Consider the following 19176-nt stretch of genomic DNA (forward strand, 5'->3'; position numbering starts at 1 on the left):
GGCAGGGGGCTACCAGAGGCCCAGCGTGACCGCGACGGTCAGCAGCGGCAGCGGCGCGAGCACCGCGACGAAGAAGACGAGGACGTCGAGCTGCGCGATCCGCGCGCTCCCTCGCTCGAGCAGCCGGGCCTGCTCTCCGGCGACGATCTCGGCGCCGGAGAGAGCCCCTCCGCGGTACGTGCCCGCGGACGTCGGTCCGAGGACCACGACCGGTCCGGGCGGCAAGCCGCGGTCTGCGGCGCGCACGGGAGGCGAGCCGTCCGCGAAGTCGAGCCAGCCGTTTTCGGCGAGCACCGCGGCCCTCGCCCCAGCGATCTGCGCGAGGGCGCGGCGGGCGCGCCAGCGATGGCGGAGCAGCGCCAGGGAGAGCAGCGCTCCGCAGGCGGCGACGGCGATCGCGCGCCGGTGGGCGCCGAGCACGCCTGCGACGAGGCGCATGGACGCGGGCATCGCGAAGAACCGCGGCGCCGCGAGGACGACCGGACCTGCTTCGCCGCCGCGATGGGCATCGTAGATCGCTCCGTCGAGCATGAGCAGCTCGCCCAGCTCGCGGTCCTTGGCGAACAGAGACGCTTCGCGAACGAGCGGCGACGCCTGGCGGATGACGAAAGAATCGCGGGGATTGATCCAGCCCGGCTGCTGCCGGCACGCCTCGGGGGCGACCATCGTGTACGTGCCGCGCTGAGACAGCCACGTCACGAGGTGAGCGTCGAAAGGCCTCCCGGCCTCCTCCACATCGAGAAAACACCTCTCGGACAGGCTCGGGCACAACCGGCGCACGCCCAGCCGGCCGATGCTCACGTCGTGGATGCGCGTCACGACGGGCGGTCCGGACGGGTCCGACGGGCCCTCGTCGATCATCGAGGGCTCCCCCTCGACGGGCGGAACGACTCCGATGGTCGGGAGGGACGCGATGTGATCCTCCGGATCGGGCTCTCGCACGGCGTGAGCGGTCGATACGGCAAGGAGGCCCGTGGTCAGCGCGAGGACGGCGACGCTCACCGCGTGGAGAGCGCGCGGCGGCACGCGGACCATGGTGCTCGCCATGGCAGCGAAGAACACCGCCCCGAAGGCGCCGGCGACGGCGGACAGGAGCCCGAAGACGCGCCCGATCATCGGCAACCACTCTCGCCATGCGTACCAGGAAGGGGGGATGTCGGGGCACGTCATCCCCTCCCGGGTCATGCGGAAGAACAGGTACGCGAGCGGAAAAACGAAGAGGGGGAGAGAGACGCGCAGCGCAGCGCTGCGGGCCGCGGCGGCGACGCAGAGGAGCGCGACGAGCAAGCCCGCCTCCATCACGAACCACGGGACGGCCACTTCCCTGCCCGCGAGGACGGCGAGCACGACGCAGGGGCCAACCAGGACACCGACGCACGCAACGTGAACCCTCGGAGGCGCCGACGAGAAAGAGGGGGGATGATCGTTCGGCGCCAGCATCAACGCTCCTCGAGCTTCACCGAGGTGCCCCGCCCACGGCAGGACCACCCGGGCGCCGAGGAGCGCGCTGCACGCTGCGCGCCTCGGAGAATCGCGCCTCGGCCTGCATGTCTGACGATCCCATGGGGCGCCGATCGCCGTCAAGGAGGCCGCCGGATCGCGACGGACGGGCGCTCGACTCCTCGGGCTCGTGCATCGAAGGCGCCGCGCTCCCTCCACAGCCTGCGGAACGCGGGCGGCGCCGACCCGTCGAACGAGCACAGAGCCTGAGCCGGCCCCGGCCTCCCGGGCCAGAGAGCACCTGAGAAGTCACGTGGTGGAGGCTCGCGCCGTCGGCGTGGGGGCTGAGACCTCCACCGCGCCGCGCAGGCGCCCCCCACCCGGCGCCGCGCGGACGAGCGCGAAAACCCCGAAAGAAGCGGTCTTCCCCGTGGATCCTGGGCGCGCCGGCGGCCTTCCGAAGCGCCCCGACAACCTGGCCCGCCGGTTGCTCTATCGGAATGCGACGCCGCGAGACAGCGACAAGGGCCCTCCCGGGCGACTCGGTATCGCCAGAGGCCGCTGACACGTGATCTCGTGAGCGTGAACCCCGACCCAAGGAGACATCACCATGAAACTCAAGAACCTGCTCCTCTGCTCGCTCATCTCGTCCTTCTCGCTCGTCGGCTGCATCGCCGAGCCGCTCGACGCCGACAGCGCCGACGAGGGCGCGAGCGACGTCGCCGAGGTCGTGGGTGAGGGCGCAGAGGCGATCATCGGCCCCGGGGGGGATGACGGCGGCGGCCCGGTCACGAAGACCGTGAACCTCTCCTGCTCGATCACCTTTCCCAGCATCTTCAACCCGAACGCGGCGATCAAGAACACCTCGCTCTTTGGCGTTCCGGACACGGCGAAGATCACCTTCACCGTCACGCACTACTACGGTGATCCTGGGCCCTACACCCGCTCGGTCACCGGGCCGCTCGCCAAGGGCCAGACCAAGCTCGTCCCCCTCTCGCACCCCGGCGCGCTCGACGCCTACGGCTGCACCGCCAAGGCCACCTGGACCCTCATCGACTGAACCCGACTCCGCTGGTTCCTTTCCGGGAGAATTCACAGGGAGGCGGGGAGACGGGGAGTAGAATCCCATCAATCTCCCCGTCTCCCTGTTCAATTGTTCTTCGCTGCAATGTCAACAAAATGAGAGGATTTGTCAGGTTCGGAACGAGGTGTCGACGACCGGACACGGCGCGCCGGACGGTGTGGTCTCTCACTCCGCTGCTTCGGTGCTGCAGGTGATGTTGATCCACCCTCCACGGCGTTCGAGCGCGCCGCCGATGAACCGGAGCGGCCATGGGTGCTCCGAGGGCCCGCAGCGCCACTGCGACACGAGCTCCGGCACCTCGGTCGCGCAGAAGCCGCTCGGGCATCCTGGACAATCGAGCGAATGCCGGCAGCTCTCCAGGTCGGCGCCGGCGAGCTGCACGACCTCGCAGCGGCGCAGCTCCTTGCCGCCGCGCTCGACGAGCGTGGGCTGCCCGCCTGGATCGCGCCGACCCAGCGCGGCATCGCAGCGCTCGAGATCGGCCTGATCGATCATAATCTTGCAAGCGACCACGCCTCCGGCGTCCACGGCGAGCGGGTGGGCCTGGCAGATGGGGCCGCAATCGGCAAAGCCCGGGTGAAGGAGCATGTCCCACGTGTGCTGATCGTCGCAGCTCGAGGCGATCGGCTCCGCGCTCACGAGCTCGCTCCACGCCGCGAGTCGCCCGCCGCCTTCGTCGATGGCGCTACAGGTCCAATCGGGCGTGGTGAAAGGCCCGACCACCTCCGTGTCCAGGGTCATCGACAGCGCTGTCTGGCTGGGTACCTCGTCGGCGACGAGCCCGGGCCCCTCGTCGTCGCGCGTGCTCGCGACGAGCAGCCTCGCGATCCTGTCCTGGGGCAGCGACCTGACGAGGGCTACCTCGGCATCCCCCACGGGTGCGCGCGCGCCCGTGACGAGCTCCAGCGCGCGCGTGGCCGTCCGTAGCGGGCGGTACTCCTCCCCGGGCTCGGCGAGCCGCTGTCCCAGCGCCTCTGTCACGCCTGCCATCACCGCCTCGACCTCCTCCTCGTGCGAGGTCTGCGTGGTCCACGCGAGCGCGGGGATTTCCCTCGACGTGACGAGCGCCGCAGCGTCGGGCGCGCTCGGCCGCGCGACGACCACCCGGATATCGCCGGGGTGCCACTGGGCCGGATCCGCGCTGCCGCATGTTCCCCACCGCGATTCGATCACGGCAAGGAGGCCTGCGCGCACGCTCTGGGCGACGCGCTCGCGGAGCTGCGCGGCTTCGGCCGTGTCCGCGTCATCGACGACCAGCACGATGACCTTCGGAGACTCCGCGACGAGCCCTCCCTCGAGGACCAGCTGCGAGGTTGTCCGCGGGTCCACCGCCACCGGATCCGTGCTGCACGCCACGGCGGCGAGCGTCAACCATGCGAGATGAACAGATCTCATTGGCCACATCACGGGCGGTGTTGGCAACACGCGTACCAGCGAGGGCGCCGCTCTCCAGGCCGACAAGCGCGCTATTCCCGCGGTATCCGAAGGAGGCCAAGCGCGCTCCATGCCAACGCGGCGGCGCGCGGCGCCAACCCAGTTGCTCAACCCGAGCGAATGGCTCCCTCCCGGAATGGTGACGCTGTATTCGCAACCCATCCAGGCATTGAGGGAGCCCGTCCACGACACGCTGGGCGGCTTCTCGCTCCCGTTTCCCAGCACATTGCCCCACATCCGCCGCGGAGGCGGAGCGCGGCCGTCGCGCTCACGCCTCGTCCTGGCCGACGATCTCGGCTCAAGGATTGCGGTCGAAGTGGTAGCGAAGCTCGTAGCCGTAGTACGTGGTCGATGAGGCGCGCAGCAGCTCGGACGCGCGCTCGTCGATGAATGCAAGCTCTTCGAACCAGAGCATTCTGAAGGCGATCGCGGCGCGCCCAAAGCGGACGAAAGCGTTGGGCGAAAGGTAAAAGTCACCTCCCATGGCGCTCGCGCGGCCGAGGGTGAGCACGTGGCCATAGCCCCCCTCGATGCCTATCCCCAGTTGCGCCGGCGGTATCACGGGGCGAAGATCCAGGGAACGCACACCTATCGCAACACGATATCCGATGCGGCCGTACGGTGCCCATTTTTGATGATATCCGGTGTCGTCGGCGGCGACGTACTCGCGGCTCCCGATGCCGAACGTATAGCCGGCGCCTCCAAACCACCATCCGCCCCATGGGATGTACTTGGCCATCAAGTCGCCTTGGACGTAGAGTCCAGTTCCAAATTTGGACGAAGCGATGCCGTCCTGGGGGCCGCGGCTGAGGAGCCCGAGGCTCAGCGCTGACTCGATGCTCGAGCAGTGGGCGAAATCGTCGCACGCGGGGGAGCGGACGACAACTCGGCCATCCTCGACGTCGACTGTTCCGTGGGGCGAGTAGCGCGGGAGGCCGCGCACGCGGTACTGTACTGGGGCACCACAGGCGAAGCTCACCGCCGAGATTTCCTGGTTTGGCAGCTCCACATTCTGGCCGGGGGTCTGGTTCAGGTTGAAGATCTTTCCACGCAGGTCGATGAACGTGGTGCTGCGATCAGGTAGCTGAACCTCTACTCCATCGATGCTGGCGCGCTCGATGTCCGGTAGATTGCGCCAGCTCGAGAAATCCACTGCGATTTGCCGTACGCGAGTATCGGGGAGGCCGAACAGCTCTTCCGCCGGACGCCCCAGCCGATCGGGCCAGCGTTGTCGAGACTCATCGGCTGAAAACTCCACGGATGTAGGCAGCTTGAACGACCCGGCGGCGCTACACGCATAGGCGCACGTCCCCTCGGTCGATGGCTCTCGCTGGGAGCATTCGATGCCCTCCAGCCAAGCTCGCGGACATCCAAGAGAGCTGAACGGGTAGGCGCAATCGGGCCGCCAGGAGAAGCCGACCTGCTTCAGCTGCATGCTGAGCTGTGACGGCGGCGTCGGTTCGAACCAGTGCGCCTCGAGCGTCGCGTCTGCTCCCAGCTCCGCCTTGATGCGAGTCTCGACGCGCTCGTCGTGGACGGGCAGGCGCATCACGAACGACTGCTCGGTAATCTCAGGTCTGCACACGCGAAGCGGTCGGGCGCTTGCGTTCTGCCGCTCCAGGGTGACGCGACGAATCTGGGTGGCAATACCGGAGACCAGAGGGAGCTGTGCAACCGAGGTCAGGCAGCGCGGCTGCAGCGGGAGCACGGCGCGCCCGCTGGTGGTGAACACCGTCAGGCTAGGCGCGTAGTGGCCGCCGATTACCCGGACCGCAGCGGCTTCGGCGCCTCCGAGCGTGCCGGCGAAGCGGATCGCCGCTACGGTCCCGTCGAGCCTGATTTCGGTGATGGGAGCATCCGCGCCGTGGATCAGGTTGAGACCAACGAAGACCACCGAGCCTCTGCTGTTGGGACGCGCGACGTTCCACCCGCACGTGACGTGTAGATCGAGCTTCTGTTTGTCCAGAAGGTCCTTGTCGAACCACTCGCGTATGGCGGGAGTCTGGTCTAGCCGCGCGTCGCATTCGGCGAAGGGCTCGGCACAGGCAGAGAGCTCCTGGTCATCCCCGTCGGCCCCCGGCGAAGCTCTTGCGGGGAGCGCCATCGTCAGTGCTCGCGAAACCCCTTCGAGCGCGGGATTGCTCTCCGCCTCCTGTGGGATGGCCGTTATGCGCCCCTGCTCGTCGAGCGCTAACGCCTTGAGCGGTAACGAACTGTACGACGACGTCTTCTTGTCCGGATTGACGAGCTTCGTGGCGCGGGCCGTGACGATACACAGATGAGCAGGCTCTTCTTTGAGAGGTACCTGCAGTTCGAGGGAAATGAAGCCGTCTGCGTGCGCACGGCGAACCACCAACGAGAGGGCCGCGAGCAGCAGGACGCAGAGCGCGCGGCTCATGCGTCAGGGCTCACAGGAGACGACCGTGAAAGCGCTGCAGTTCCGGTGGATCGTCGCCAATTGTCTCGCTTCGGCGTCGGTCGCCGCACGGCTCTTCGACTTGTCTGGGCACTTCGGCTTGCCAAGGTTGAACGTGGCGAGGTCGACGACGCAAGGCGGCGACGGCGGCGCGCTCGGATGCTGGGTTCTCGGCGACTGGGCCGAAGGTTGCGCCGAGGGCTGCTCCGGAAGAGCTCCCTCCATGCAACTACGCGGGAGCGCGGGCATGTTTTTATCACCCGTCGCGAGCGCGAAGCAGCGCGCCGAGACGTCCAGCACGACGCAGCGATCCGTGTTCGACTCGACGCTCTGTTCGAACTTGTTCTTCACTTCGAGCGCGCTGGCCGCGCCGCGTTTCGCCTCGTCCACCTTCACCTGCACGAGGGTGCCCTTGTCGCTCGACGTGGAGGTCTTGACGTCCCGAAGGATGCAATTCGCGTAGCGCTCGAGCGGGTCGTCTGGACTGACGCAGGCGTCGCCGCGCCGGTAGAACCCGGAGGGGCAATCCTGCTCCTCTGAACGCGAGATGAGGGCGCGCGCGCCAAGCGCGCCGAACACGACGAACGATCCCAGGCCAGCGCCGAGCAGCCATGGCCTCCGCGCCTTCAGCCCCGTGCCGGCGGGCTCTGTCGAGCGGGGCGCCCCGTCCGCGCTCGCCTCGTCGTTGGTCGTTGGCTTGGCCGGGGCGCGTGGCGCAGCGCCGGGGGCCTCGGACGCCGACGGGTGGGCTCCCTGGGCTTCGAGTTGAGAGATCCGCCGTCGAAGCAGGTCTGCGAAGGCGGCCAGCTTCGCCTCGCGCAGCGCGTGAAGGTCCGCGGTCTCGTGCGTGTGCGCTAAAATCTCCGCCAGCAACGCTCGCCCCTCGAAATCCACCCACGCCTCGGGCATCAGCTCCTGCGCGGCCTGATGGAGCTTCGCCAGCCGTGGCCGCGTGCCCGGCCGCCCTTCTTGAGCGGCGAACAAGGCAGGAGTGACCACTTCGCCCAACACGTGGCGCAAATCGCGCAGGTCCACGCGCCAAGCTTATACGAACAGGCCGAGGACGCACAAGGTCGGCAGCATGCGAATGGGCACAGCCCCGTAGTGCCTGACCCACGTGCTCTCGATCCTGGAGTCTGGCGGCGGCGGCACGGCCACCTGCGGCGCGCGCCTCTCGGCGCCGGTGACGCTGCGCGAGGAGCTCGCGGGTGCGGTGGGCCCGGATGGGTTCCGCATCCAGGCCGGAGCGACCATCGCCGCCAGCGCCGACGTCGACGGCGGCCTGGGAGGAGATCGAGACGGCGCCGCGCGTGTGGCGCGTCGACGTCGACTGGCGCGCTGGTGTCAGCTCGTCGAGATGCGGGCCATGGAGGTGGCCTGACGCGCGCTCGCCTGGATCGGTCGCCCCCGGCGTCGTACTCAGGAATCGCCTTTTCTTGTGCATGGCACTGTGTTTGCCTGGGGGGCGTTCGCCCGATCGGTCGGGCGAGGAGGATGTAGACCATGCGCAAGCTATGGATGGCTCCGGTGATGGCGGCGGCGGCGCTGATGACTGCGCCGCGACCCGCCGAGGCGTGCGGCGGATTCTTTTGCGGACGACAGCCGGTGGACCAGACCGCGGAGCGGATCTTGTTCGCGACGAACGAGGACGGGTCGGTCACGATGGTGACGCAGATCCAGTATGCCGGCGCGGCGCCGGACTTCGCCTGGGTGGTCCCGCTGGCCGAGGTGCCGGCGGTGGAGAGCCTCGCTGTGTTCCCGCAGCTTGCGCTCACCGCCCTCGATACAGCGACGGGCCCGCAGTTCCAGTGGCCCGACGACCCGAGCTGCTACCCCGCCTTCCCCGAATCCGCGGGGGGCGGGGGCACCGCGGACGGCGCCGACGACGGCGACGTCACGGTGCACATCCGGGAAGAGGTCGGCCCGTACGACGTGGCCGTTGTCGAGTCGACCGATCCCACGGCGCTCGTCGCCTGGCTTCGCGACAACAACTTCCGCGTCAACGACGCGATGGTGCCGTACATCCGCATCTATACGAGCGAGGGGATGAAGTTCCTCGCGCTGCGGCTCCAGCCGGACGCCGAGGTCACCGACATCCAGCCGTTCCGCTTCACGCTTCCGTCGGGGTCGCCGTCGATCCCGATCCGGCTGACGGCGATCGCGGCCGAGCCGGAGATGGGCATCACCGTGATGATCCTCGGCGACCGGCGTTATGGGCCGGCCAACTGGCCGGACGTCGAGATCGACGACAACCAGATCGTCTGGAGCGCGAACCAGTGGCCGGTGCAGACGAACTGGACGGCGCTCGTCGCGCGCGGCGTCGACGATGCCGGCGGTCGAGGGTTCGTCACGGAGATGAGCGGACCGACGACCGACATCGCCGAGCAGGTCCGCAACACGATGACCTCGGACGAGGATCAGCTGGCCGCGCGCGACGCGCTGCTGCCGCTGCTGGAGGGCAACGCGACGATCACCCGGCTCTATACCCGCCTGTCGCCCGAGGAGATGACCGTCGATCCGATCTTCCGGCGCACCGACGGTCCCGTTGTGTCGAACACCCGCCTGCTCCCGCGCTACGTCGATGATCGCGACCTGTGCGTGGGCCCGCCGGGCGCCGAGGCTGCCGGCGCCGCGTCGCCGTGCGACTTCGCGGCGTGCGGCGCAGGCGGCCTGTGCCGCGTCGTCGAGGGCGCGGACGGCGCCCAGCCCGTCGCCGCCTGCGCGTGCGTGCCCGGGACGACCGCGCGCACGACGTTCGATCCGTCGGGTCGGCCGACGGTGACCTGCCAGGACCTCCGCATGTCGTTCCTCAACCCGGGTGACCGGGCGCTCCCTGACGCGCCGCCGCTCGCGGATCCTTGTGCGACGTTCGATTGCGGCGCGAACGGCGAGTGCGTGCCGATGAACATGACGCCGACCTGCCGCTGTTCGACCGGTTATGTGGCGGTAGGCACGATCGCCGCCGACGGCAGCCGCACGACGACCTGCGTGCTTCCCGACGAGCCCGTCCCCACGTCCTTCTACGATCGGCGCGTCCCGCCGCTGCCCGATTCGCTGCCGGGCGGCCGGCCGGTCGATGTGCCGCCGCCCGCCGTCGGGGCCGCCTCTGGAGGCTGCAACGCCGGCGGTCATGCGGGCGGCGCCGTCGGTCTCAGCGGCGCGCTTCTCGGGCTGCTGGCGGCCGCGCGCCGCCGCCGGCGCTCGTAGGAGTCCACGCCGTGGCCAGCTCGACCTCCGCCGCCGGTTTCGCCGTGCTCCTCGCGTTCGCTCCTGGCTGTGCCGGCGGGGACGAGCCGCCGGCGCAGGGCATCGCCGAGCTCGGCACCGGCGAGTGGCAGTTCGAGCCGCTCGCCGACGGCCAGGAGGTCGAGCTCGCCCACGGCGCGCAGGGCGGCTGGCACGTGTGGACAAGCGTCAGGACGCTCGGCCTGGAGCCGGAGGGCGCCCAGCTCGAGGTCACGACGACCGTGATCGGCGATCCGTCCTCGGCGACGACCAGCCGGGGGAGAATCGAGCTCGAGGAGCTCGAGGACGGCCGGTGCGAGTTCATCGGATGGCCGGCCGTGCTCCGCGAGCCAGCTTGTGCCATCGGCCAACCGCTCCGGATCAGGGGGGTGGTGACCGACGCGCGAGGCACGGTTGCGACCGCCGAGCGGCTGGTGCACCCCCGATGGGACAGCGACGAGGCCTGTGCTGGGCGGCCATAGGGCCCGAAATCCACATCGCCAGTCGGGTCCAGCAGCTCTGGGTCAGAGCGAGTGAACGATCCAGACGGCTGGCTCTTCATAACGTCCGCGCCGACCCTGGACGTACACGGGGGCAAGGCCGCCGGGGATCTCGAAAGACCGCTCGGAAGGCAGGATAGGCCTGCCGAGCCAGACCTCCCAGAAATCGAGCTCCAGGTCGACCACGAGGGCGCAACGGGGAGTCCCGGCGATCCGGCCCCCAACGCGGACATGCGTTCGGATCCACGGGTCGGTGGGCAACCCGTCCTCGCGGGCGCGATCGAGGAACTCCTCGATGTCGATGCCTGGGCAGGATGCCTTGGACGGGGGGCGCACCGGGGCGAGCACGCCGGCGAGGCCCGATCGCCTCGCCAGGGCCTTGAAGCCGGCGAGCACGAGCGCGCTCACGCCCTGGCCGCGGAACAGCGGTGACACCGAGGCGGTGAACGCGCCCAGGTGGGTTGGCGGGTCGCCGTCGCGGACCGCCTTCGCACGGAGGACCTGCCACCTCCAGCCGCCGTCGGGCAGCGCCGCCAGATCGTCGCTCCGCACGGCGACCGGAGCGGCGTTGCCGACCGCGGCCAGGCGCCCCGTCGCCCTCTCGACGAGGCCGAACGTGAACGCGGGGGTCTCCCGCAGGATCTCCAGATAGGCGTCCTCGACGTCGTTGGAGTAGATGAACGGCGTCGCGGCCCATGCCTGCGCGACGACGACATCCATCAGGGCGCCGAGATCTGCGCGCTCTGCGCGCGTGACCATGTCGAAGCGGTCGCTCACCGCTCCAGGCGGAGCATCGTGGATCATGCGAAGTCGTTCAGCTCGGCGGACGCCGTAGTCACGTCCAAGGATGGGCGCAACGCCCACGACGAGCGAAGCAAATCCCCCATGGATTGTCAAGCGAGCGCCGTGGTTCAGTGTCAAGCCGCGACGCAGAATCGTTGGTCGCCCCAACGCGCCCCAACGCGCTCCAGCGCGCTCCAAAGCGTGATCTTACCGGTCATCGCGTGGGATCAGCACGCGCGGTGCTGAGTACCCTCGCCGGGCGTGATGAAGATCATCACGCTCGGCGCGCGCACGATCTGCCCGTGCCAGACGCCGCGAGGGACGATGCACGTGCCCTGATCGCGCAGCTGGATCACGCGCTCGCCGCCCTCGTCTTCCAGCACGACGTCGACCGAGCCGGAGAGCAGGATCAGGATCTCGTCGCCATGGGGGTGGACCTCGCGGTGATCGGGGCTCTCGTTCATGTGAAAGAGGCCCACCATGCGGCCGGCGTGCAGCTCCTCGCGCTCGCCGATCTTCGCCCAGAACTCGGCGTCCACAGGGATCAGCTTCGCGGCGCCGCCGTCGAGGAGCTGCACGTAGGTGTCGGAGAGATGAAAAGCGTGGGGGTCGTGTCGGGTCATGCAAGCACCATGGGCGCTCGCGCGCGCCGGCGATTGTAGATTTTTTCCGAGCATCCCGCTTCGCGGCCGCCCCTGGTTCCGCGCGCCAGCAATCTCCGGCGGGACTGTTCCGCGGGGGCGAACCGTCGCAATCCGGTGCTTTCCTTCAGAACCAGCGCGCGAGCGCGTCGTCGAGCGACTTCGACGACGCGTCTGTCCACGCGATGCAGCCGTCGGGACGGACGAGCATCGACGGGCCGTCGTGGGTGCGTGCGACGTGCACGTCGCGCGGGAGTGACCGTTCCGAAGGCGAGATGAAGAGGCCGCCGCCCTTCTCCATCAGCACGTAGAGCCGCTCTTCGCTGCCGCCTTCGAGCGTGAGGAGCTGGTCCTTCGCGAGCGTGCCGACGAGCGGGTCGTCGTCCCCGAGGTCGTAACGAACGCCGACGCCCGAGAGCATCTCGCCGAGGTAGCGGTTGCCTTCGGGCAGCTTCATCAGGTCGCTCACGATGGTGCGGAGCGCGCTCGTCAGCGGGTCAGGTCGCATGAGCGCGACTTGCGCGCGGGTATTTTCGAGGACGCGCGCGGCGACAGGATGGCGCTCGGCGGTGTACGAGTCGAGGAGATGCTCGCGCCCCTTCACCGCCGCGGCGAGCTTCCAACCGAGGTTCGCGGCGTCGACGAGGCCGAGGTTCAAGCCTTGGCCGCCAAAGGGCGAGTGGACGTGCGCGGCGTCGCCGGCGAGAAAGACGCGGCCAGCTCGGTAGCTCGTCGCTTGCCGCGCGTGATCGGTCCAGCGCGTCGCCATCGTCATCGACAGGATCTTGACGTCGGTGCCGCTCACGCGCTGAATCGCCGCTTCGACCTCGGCTTGCGTGATCGGCGCATCCCGATGGGGCGGCGGCCCGTTGAACTCCGCCGTGAAGACGCGCCCCGGCATCGGTCCGGACGCGACGAGGCCGCGCGGCGTTCGATGCCAACCCATCGCGAGCTTCTCGGGCGCATCGAGCTCGACGACAGCCTGATAGCCGGTGATGGTCGGATCCGTGCCGGGGAACTCGAAGCCGGCGAGCTTGCGGACGCGGCTCCGGCCGCCGTCGCAGCCGACGAGGTACTTCGCGCTCCGCGGGCCCGCGCTCGTCTGCGCGGTCACGCCGTCGTCGTCCTGCTCGAAGCCTTCCACCGTGATGCCGCGACGGATTTCGATCCCGAGCTCGGTCGCGCGCGCGCTCAGGATCCTCTCGAGCGCCTCTTGCGGCACGAGGCGCATGTGGCGCTCCGGGTCGCGCTGGAGGTCCTGGTCAATCAAGAACATCCCAGAAAAATGGCCTCCTGGCCTCTTTACCGTTCCAGATCCGAAGCGCGCCCTCAGCGCCGGCATCATCCGCGCCATGGTGGCGCGGCGCTCGTCGTCGAGCGCACGCGCGAGCCCGCGTCGTTCCAGCGCCTCGGCTGCCACCGCGCCGACCCCGGCGGCCTTGATCGTGCGGTCGGGCTCCACGAGCCGCTCCAGCACGAGCGGCTTCACGCCCGCGATCGCGAGCTCGATTGAGAGGAAGAGCCCGACCGGGCCGGCGCCTACGATGACCACGTCGTGCGTCATGACCCAAATCTTGGACTCGGTAAATGTTTGCGCAAGTCAAATATTTGTCTTAGTCTAAGATTCGATCCATGGGCGAGCTCCGGGAAAGCAAGAAGCGCGAGACCAGGCAGCGGATCTCCGACGTCGCGACGGCGATGTTCTTCGCGCGCGGCTTCGACGCGGTGACGGTCGAGGAGATCGCCGCCGCCGCCCGTGTCTCCAAGATGACGGTGTTCAACTACTTCGCGCGCAAGGAGGACCTCCTCTTCGATCGCGAGGACGAGGTGAAGCGGCTCTTGCGCGAGGCAATCGGCGAGAGGCCGCAAGGGCAGTCGCCGATCGACGCGCTCCGCCGCCTCGTCGACAGGCTGTGCGAGCAGAAACATCCGTTCGCTCGCATCGACAGCCAGACGGTCGGCTGGGGGCGCGTCGTCGCGGCGAGCCCGTCGCTCCAGGCGCGCCTCCGCGAAATCGGGGATGAGACGGTCGAGGCGCTCGCGGTCGAGCTCGCTGGTCCGAAGCCCGATGGCGTCGTGCGGCTCGTCGCCGGCATGGTCGTGCTGACGTGGCGCACGGCGTACGGCGAAGCCATCCGCGTGTTCGAGCGCGGAGGCTCGGCGAAGAAGGCGAACGCTGCGTTCATCGCGTTGATCGATCGCGGTTTTGCGGCCATTCACGGGATGGCGGCGAGCACGCGCTTTGCCTGCGCGCCGGCACGCAGCGGATCGGGAGCCACGTCATGATCACCGGGCTGGGCAAGGGCACGATGCCCCTCTCGTCGAGCTTCGCGCTTCTCGCAGCTCCGCGACGTCGCGCGGACGCTCGGCGAGATGGCCGCGAACCAGCGCGCCGGCCTGCCCCTCACGCAGCAGCACCTCGATTTCATCGACCAGGCCGTCGAGGTCTTTCGGGGTTGCGGAGCTACCGGGCGCGGGCGCGCCGGTACTCTCCCGGTGTCGTGCCCGTCCAGCGACGGAAGCTGCGGTAGAAGTGGCGCGGCTCGCCATAGCCGAGCAGGAACGCGATCTCCTGGAGGGCGAGGTCAGGCCGGCGGACGAGATCGAGCGCCTTCTCCCGCCGGGCCTCGTCGAGCTGCGCCGTGAACGACGTGCCGATGTCCTTGAGCGCGCGCTGGAGCGAGCGCGTGCTCATGCCCAGAGAGCGCGCGACCCCCTCCTGGTCCACGTCGCCGCGGTCGAGCCGCTCGTCGATGCGGGCGCGCACGCGCGCGTCGAGCGTCGCGGCGCTGGCGGGCGCGGCGCGCGCGGCGAGGAGCTGCTCGGCGTGGCGAACGAGGTAGTCGCGGACCGACGGGTCCGCGCCGACGAGGGGCGCGTCGAGCAGACGCGCATCGTAGACGAGGCCCGTGGCGCCCGCGTCGAAGCGGGCCGGAGCCCCGATCGCCTCCTCGTAGAGAGACGGCGGGTGCCGGCGAGGATGGCGGAACAGCGCCTCGATCGGCCGCGCCGAGCCGCCGAGGTAGAGCGCGATGAAGCGCGCGAGCGTCGCGATCATCATCTCGATCGGCTCGGCCATGGCGACGACGCGCGGCTCGTGCTCGAGCGCGAGCCGGGCGACCCCGCCGCGCTCCTCGAGGGTGATACGGAGGTACGGGTCCATCAGCCGGCAGAAGCGGCCATAGACGGCGACGCCCTGCCGCACGGTCTCGCTGTGGCGAAGGACGTGCCCCACGATGCCGACGACCGACACCGGGATGCAGCGCGCATAACGCAGCCCGAGCGGCTCGCCGGGGAGGCGCTGGAGAAGGACCTCCCACAGCGAGAAGAGCGATGCATACGGCACGAGCTCGTCGGGCGCGGCGAGGACCTCGGGCGAGACGCCGGCCGCCCGGAGGAGATCCTCCTGCGGGACTCCGCACGACGAGGCGAAGGCGATGAGCCCGGCAGGCATGGATGCGAACACGAGATCGCCGTCGGACATGGCGTGCGCCGAGGATAGCGCAGACGCCCGGGGGCTCAGCGCCGATCCCGCCGCGCTCGAAATCCAGCTTGAACGAGCGCTCCGGCTCGTGGCATCCTCGACATGCACGAAAAGGGGGGGACGATGGCGGTGCATCACATCGCGCTGGCGACCAGCGATCTGGTCGCCACACACCGGTTTTATACCCGGGCCATGGGGTTCCGTCTCGTGAAGGTCATCGCGGTGCCTTACGAGGGCAGCCGCGACGGGGGCTGGGCGAGGCACGCCCTGTATCGGACCAGCGAGCCCGATGGTCCGCTGCTGGCGTTCTGGGATCTGCACGAGGAGACGGTGCGGGGCCGCTTCAGGACCGATCTCTCGACAGGGCTCGGGCTGCCGGTGTGGATGAACCACCTGGCTTTCAGCGCCCCGACGGGCGAGGTTTACGGTCGGATGCTCGCGCGGTGGCTCTCGCACGGCCTCGAGGTGACCGAGCGAGATCGCGAGTTCTGCCGCTCGATCTGCACGATCGATCCCAACGGCATCATGGTCGAGTTCTGCCAGACCCTCCGGCCCTTCTCGGCCGAGGAGGTGGCCGACGCGGAGCGCTCGCTCTTCGATCCGATGCCGCCGCTCGAGCTGCCGCGACCCTCGATCGTCCACCGGTCGCAGCTGGGGTGACGCGCCTGCGCGCGACCGGGCCTCCGATGGGGATTGCGCCCCTCGTCACGGCATGCCCAGCATGTTGGAGGATGAAAGCGCGTGCTGCGGTGTGGCTCAGGGCGCTGCCGGAGGACCTTCCCGGCAGGGCGCCACCCGATCTGCGCCGCCGAAGAACTCTCCCGCGAGCAGCGACCACGCCCGCGCGTTCTCCGGCGGGCCGCACTTGAACGGCGCCTTCGTGAGCTGTTTGCCGCGGAGCGCCGCGCGCTGCTCGCGGTAGTAGCGGATCGCCAGCTCGGCGGCGTACTCCACCACGCCGTTTCCAGGCTGGAACGAGTAATACGTGCCGCCCTTCACGATGGTCTCGTTCGGCGAGTACGGCGTGAGGCAGGTGATCCTCGTCCCGCAGCGCGCGACGATCCCGTCGTAGATCGGCGAGAGCGCCGCCTGCGACCACCCGCCGTGCGCGCCGTCGTTCAGGTGGAAGAGCTCGTGGAAGAGCGTCTCCCGCACGTCGTCCGCGGAGCGGTGGAGCGAGCCGGAGAGGTTGTACGCGACCGTCCAGCCCGAGGCGTACGCGGAAGGCGTCCGCGCCCGGACGGACCGGAAGTACCGGAGCGCGAGGGCGCGGTGCCGGTAGCGCACGGGCGAGCTGGCCGTGGCCGCGAGATCCGCGACGAAGGCGTCGAAGTCGGCGATCGCCGCCACCGTCCACTCGAGGTGGCGGCGCTCGGCGCGCACCGGTAGCTCCGGGACGAGGTGGAGCATGCCGCGGTAGCCGCCATCCATCATGTGCTCCCGCTCCAGCCCGGCGACGCTGCCGTTCTGGTCGAAGAGCGCGGTGGCGCTCGCTGCGGCCTGCGGGTCGCCCTGGTAGCGGAGCGCGAGCAGGCAGCGGATGCGCTCGTGCGCTGGGCTTGGCGCGGCCGCTGTCCCGGCGGTCCCGCGCCGGCAGGCGTCGATGGCGTCCCGGTGGGCGGTGGCGTCGCCCGGGAACAGGATCGCCTCGGCCTCGTCGGCCGAGATGGCGGGGGCCGGCTCGGTTGGGGCGGGGGAGGGCGCGGCGCCGTGCGCGCCGTCGGCCTGCGCCGCCCCCGCGGACGCGGCGCCGGCAGGCCCAGGGGTTCCCGGGCCAGAAGGCGCGCTGGCTGCCGCGAGGACCGGCGTGCCTGGCGCCGCCGCGGCCTTGCCGGCGGGGCCCGGGGGGCCGGGGCTCGCGGGGGCACACGCCGCGAGGATCACCGGCAACGCGAGGGTCAATACGGCGGCGAGCGGCGTGGCCTCGGGGCGCATCCTGTCCAGGATGCCAAAATCGCGGCCGCGCATCATCAGCAGACGGCCGGCCGCAGACGCCCGGCCGACGGTGTGCGGCGGGCCCTGCGGCGGTACGACGTCGAGGCGGGTGGGGGCCCAGTCCCGACGCCTGCGCCGCGGGCGAGCGGCCGCGTGTCCACGTGGACTGCGTCCGACTTTCAGATCGGCTCTTCAGATCGGCGTTCATGATGCGCTCGTTCGATCCATGGCCCTTCTGCCGTGGTACTGCCTGAGGTAGAGGGAGGACCGTCATGCGCGTGAGGAGCCTCGAGATCCACGACCTGCGCTGCTTCCGGGGCAAGCATGTCCTCGACTTCACCGATCCGGTCACGGGCGACGCCCGGGATCGCGTCGTCCTCGTCGGGAGCAACGGGTCGGGGAAGACGACGGTGTTCGACATCATCGAGGCCATGCTCGCCTTCGTCGTCGATCCTCAGAGACCGGCGCCGATCCTCGACGAGGCCGGGCTGGTGGCGCTGACGATCGAGCAACCGCTGAGCGGTCTCGTTCAGGACGAGCAGCACCCGGAGCTGATCGTCTATGGGAAGGCATCGTACAGCTCCAAGAGCGACGTTCGCGGTGGCACAGTCTATCTCAAGACGAACGACGTCGGGCTGGCGCGCCGGTGGTCCAAGGGCAACTACATCGATGCTCTGCGTCTTCACGTAAAGCAGGTGGAGCTGGGTGAAGAGCAACCTCTCGGCGGCCTGATCTACTTCCCCAATGACCGAGAGCTCCGCCCTTTCCGTGGCGGCACCATCGAGCCCCCTCCCGCCGACACGCGGTGGATCTCCCGGTATTCCCCTACGAGCCAGTGGACTGGCTCCCTCGAGCAGCTCTGGGTCTGGCAGAACTACCTGGATCTCGAACGAAAGAGCCGCGGAGAGGACCCCGGGGAGCTCGCAGGATCGGTCGAGCTTCTCCAAGAAGCGCTCGGCCCCGGGCGCAAGGTGTTCGTTCGCGAGGGGAGGGTGCGCGTGACGGCGCCCTGGAACGACACGTCCGGTAAACCCGCTGAGGTGATGCTCGACCAGCTCCCCTCGGGCGAGCGACAGTGCGTGATGCTCCTCGGCGAGATCGCGCGGCGCAAGCGGCCACACGGCGTGCTGTTCATCGACGAGCCCGAGATCAGCATGCACCCGACCCTGCAGCGTCAGCTCCTCGCCCAGCTACGGCGCGTCGCGCGCCTCCTCGAGATGCAAGTGTTCCTCGCGACGCACTCACCGGAGATCGTGCGCAGTGTTCCATCGGTGGAGGTGAAGAGCCTCGATTATCCGGAAAGTCGCTTCGACGTGCCCCACGAGGGCGCACCATGAGCGGCTACAAGAGCCTCGACGAGCTCGAAATTGTCCTGCGGAGCGGCGCAGGCATCGCGATCATCTGCGAGGGCGAGGACTACCGAGAGGACGAGTTCTTTTACAAGGAATGGTTCGGCGATCTCGGACGGATGGTCACATTTCACGCCCAGGATGGCTGGAAGTACGTGCAGGACGCCGTCAAGGAGCTCAGGCGGCGCGGCACGCCGGTGCCCGTATACGGCATTCTGGACAGGGATTTCACGCCGGACGAGGAGCTCGCGCGTCAGTCGGAGCCGTCATTCGACGGCACCTGCTACCGGCTTTCTCGTTACGACCTGGAGAGCTACCTGCTGGATCCGGAAGGGTGGCTCAGCGTGCTGCGGAGGGTGTTGTGGCGACGCGAAGGCCGTGTGGCTGAAGGATGGGACACGGTGGACGCAGTGGCCGATCGCATCCGCGGCTTCTATCGCGAGGCGCTTCCGATCGGGGCGCATAACTGGACCGTGCGGCGCCTGGCCGATGCCCACGGAGCGCAGCCGAGCTTCGTCGGCCGAAGCTATCTCACCGCCGTGCAGGCGCTCGCGGCCGTGAACGCCGAGGATGCGCTCGCGACCTGGGCGAGCGCGTTCGGTGCGCAAGACACTGCGCGCGAGGTATTTCGAGAGCGGCTCGCGTTCCTGCGGGCCCGCGAGGACGATCTCGACGAGCTGCGGAAGCACGTCTCCGGGAAGCTCGTGTTCCAGGAGCTCCATCGCACGATTCCCTGCGCGCGGAAGCGGCCGGACCGTATGGATCTGGCCGAGCGCTACCTCGACCAGTGCCGGGAGCCGCCGGCTGAGCTCGCCGCTCTGATTCGCCTCATTCTCTCGCGCGCAGAGCGGGAGCGGTCAGGCTAGCTCCGGCTCGTCAGATAGC

General features: G+C 69.4%; 17 protein-coding genes. 8 read left to right on the plus strand and 9 right to left on the minus strand.

Features of this window, described 5'->3' with window-relative positions:
• Positions 1-9: 9 nt before the first annotated feature.
• Positions 10-1440, minus strand: a complete 1431-nt coding sequence (locus WMF11_RS17070) for a hypothetical protein (protein WP_437978180.1) — start codon at positions 1438-1440, stop codon at positions 10-12.
• Between the two features lie 610 nt (positions 1441-2050).
• On the opposite strand from WMF11_RS17070, the gene WMF11_RS17075 reads away from it, so the two are divergent.
• On the plus strand, positions 2051-2500 hold the full coding sequence (locus tag WMF11_RS17075) for a hypothetical protein (RefSeq protein ID WP_437978181.1): 450 nt from the start codon (positions 2051-2053) through the stop codon (positions 2498-2500).
• A gap of 189 nt (positions 2501-2689) precedes the next feature.
• Here the strand turns inward: WMF11_RS17075 and WMF11_RS17080 are convergent, their stop codons facing one another.
• The 3 genes from WMF11_RS17080 to WMF11_RS17090 all read right to left on the minus strand — a co-directional run bounded on the left by WMF11_RS17080 (position 2690) and on the right by WMF11_RS17090 (position 7358).
• Entirely contained in the window at positions 2690-3919 is a 1230-nt protein-coding gene (locus tag WMF11_RS17080) for a hypothetical protein (RefSeq protein WP_437978182.1), read from the minus strand.
• A gap of 337 nt (positions 3920-4256) precedes the next feature.
• Positions 4257-6356: a hypothetical protein gene (locus WMF11_RS17085; RefSeq protein WP_437909449.1), complete on the minus strand. Its 2100-nt coding sequence runs from the start codon at positions 6354-6356 to the stop codon at positions 4257-4259.
• Between the two features lie 3 nt (positions 6357-6359).
• Entirely contained in the window at positions 6360-7358 is a 999-nt protein-coding gene (locus WMF11_RS17090; protein WP_437978183.1) for a hypothetical protein, read from the minus strand.
• 133 nt (positions 7359-7491) lie between these two features.
• Here WMF11_RS17090 and WMF11_RS17095 point away from each other — a divergent pair, with 133 nt between their 5' ends.
• The 3 genes from WMF11_RS17095 (at position 7492) to WMF11_RS17105 (ending at position 10081) form a co-directional block, all read left to right on the plus strand.
• Positions 7492-7755, plus strand: a complete 264-nt coding sequence (locus tag WMF11_RS17095) for a hypothetical protein (RefSeq protein WP_437978184.1) — start codon at positions 7492-7494, stop codon at positions 7753-7755.
• Positions 7756-7877: 122 nt separating this feature from the next.
• Positions 7878-9581: a DUF2330 domain-containing protein gene (locus WMF11_RS17100; RefSeq protein WP_437978185.1), complete on the plus strand. Its 1704-nt coding sequence runs from the start codon at positions 7878-7880 to the stop codon at positions 9579-9581.
• 11 nt (positions 9582-9592) lie between these two features.
• Positions 9593-10081 carry a hypothetical protein gene (locus WMF11_RS17105; RefSeq protein ID WP_437552927.1) on the plus strand — a complete coding sequence of 163 codons (489 nt, stop codon included), beginning with the start codon at positions 9593-9595 and terminating at the stop codon, positions 10079-10081.
• 42 nt (positions 10082-10123) lie between these two features.
• On the opposite strand, the gene WMF11_RS17110 is transcribed toward WMF11_RS17105, so the two are convergent.
• From WMF11_RS17110 to WMF11_RS17120, 3 genes are all read right to left on the minus strand, one after another.
• Positions 10124-10903, minus strand: a complete 780-nt coding sequence (locus WMF11_RS17110) for a hypothetical protein (RefSeq protein ID WP_437978186.1) — start codon at positions 10901-10903, stop codon at positions 10124-10126.
• Between the two features lie 206 nt (positions 10904-11109).
• The gene (locus WMF11_RS17115) at positions 11110-11505 is read right to left on the minus strand and encodes a cupin domain-containing protein (protein WP_437978187.1); all 396 of its coding nucleotides are present in this window, start codon (positions 11503-11505) and stop codon (positions 11110-11112) included.
• A 145-nt stretch (positions 11506-11650) separates the two neighbouring features.
• Positions 11651-13087, minus strand: a complete 1437-nt coding sequence (locus WMF11_RS17120) for an FAD-dependent monooxygenase (RefSeq protein WP_437978188.1) — start codon at positions 13085-13087, stop codon at positions 11651-11653.
• Between the two features lie 68 nt (positions 13088-13155).
• Between WMF11_RS17120 and WMF11_RS17125 the strand changes: the two genes are divergently transcribed.
• Positions 13156-13809 carry a TetR/AcrR family transcriptional regulator gene (locus tag WMF11_RS17125; RefSeq protein ID WP_437978189.1) on the plus strand — a complete coding sequence of 218 codons (654 nt, stop codon included), beginning with the start codon at positions 13156-13158 and terminating at the stop codon, positions 13807-13809.
• A gap of 178 nt (positions 13810-13987) precedes the next feature.
• Here the strand turns inward: WMF11_RS17125 and WMF11_RS17130 are convergent, their stop codons facing one another.
• Positions 13988-15007: an AraC family transcriptional regulator gene (locus WMF11_RS17130; RefSeq protein ID WP_437978190.1), complete on the minus strand. Its 1020-nt coding sequence runs from the start codon at positions 15005-15007 to the stop codon at positions 13988-13990.
• 123 nt (positions 15008-15130) lie between these two features.
• Between WMF11_RS17130 and WMF11_RS17135 the strand changes: the two genes are divergently transcribed.
• A complete protein-coding gene (locus tag WMF11_RS17135; protein WP_437909459.1) occupies positions 15131-15667 on the plus strand; it encodes a VOC family protein in 537 nt (178 codons plus the stop codon).
• A gap of 96 nt (positions 15668-15763) precedes the next feature.
• Here WMF11_RS17135 and WMF11_RS17140 read toward each other — a convergent pair whose 3' ends face one another.
• Complete coding sequence (locus WMF11_RS17140; protein ID WP_437978191.1) at positions 15764-16942, minus strand: hypothetical protein; 1179 nt, start codon at positions 16940-16942, stop codon at positions 15764-15766.
• A gap of 272 nt (positions 16943-17214) precedes the next feature.
• On the opposite strand from WMF11_RS17140, the gene WMF11_RS17145 reads away from it, so the two are divergent.
• Both WMF11_RS17145 and WMF11_RS17150 read left to right on the plus strand, forming a co-directional pair.
• Positions 17215-18279: an AAA family ATPase gene (locus WMF11_RS17145; protein WP_437978192.1), complete on the plus strand. Its 1065-nt coding sequence runs from the start codon at positions 17215-17217 to the stop codon at positions 18277-18279.
• Complete coding sequence (locus tag WMF11_RS17150; RefSeq protein WP_437978193.1) at positions 18276-19157, plus strand: hypothetical protein; 882 nt, start codon at positions 18276-18278, stop codon at positions 19155-19157. Before WMF11_RS17145 ends, WMF11_RS17150 begins: the two co-directional genes overlap by 4 nt.
• Positions 19158-19176: the final 19 nt, after the last annotated feature.

The sequence above is a fragment of the Sorangium sp. So ce295 genome, assembly GCF_051527405.1.
Lineage (GTDB): Bacteria > Myxococcota_A > Polyangia > Polyangiales > Polyangiaceae > Sorangium > Sorangium cellulosum_B.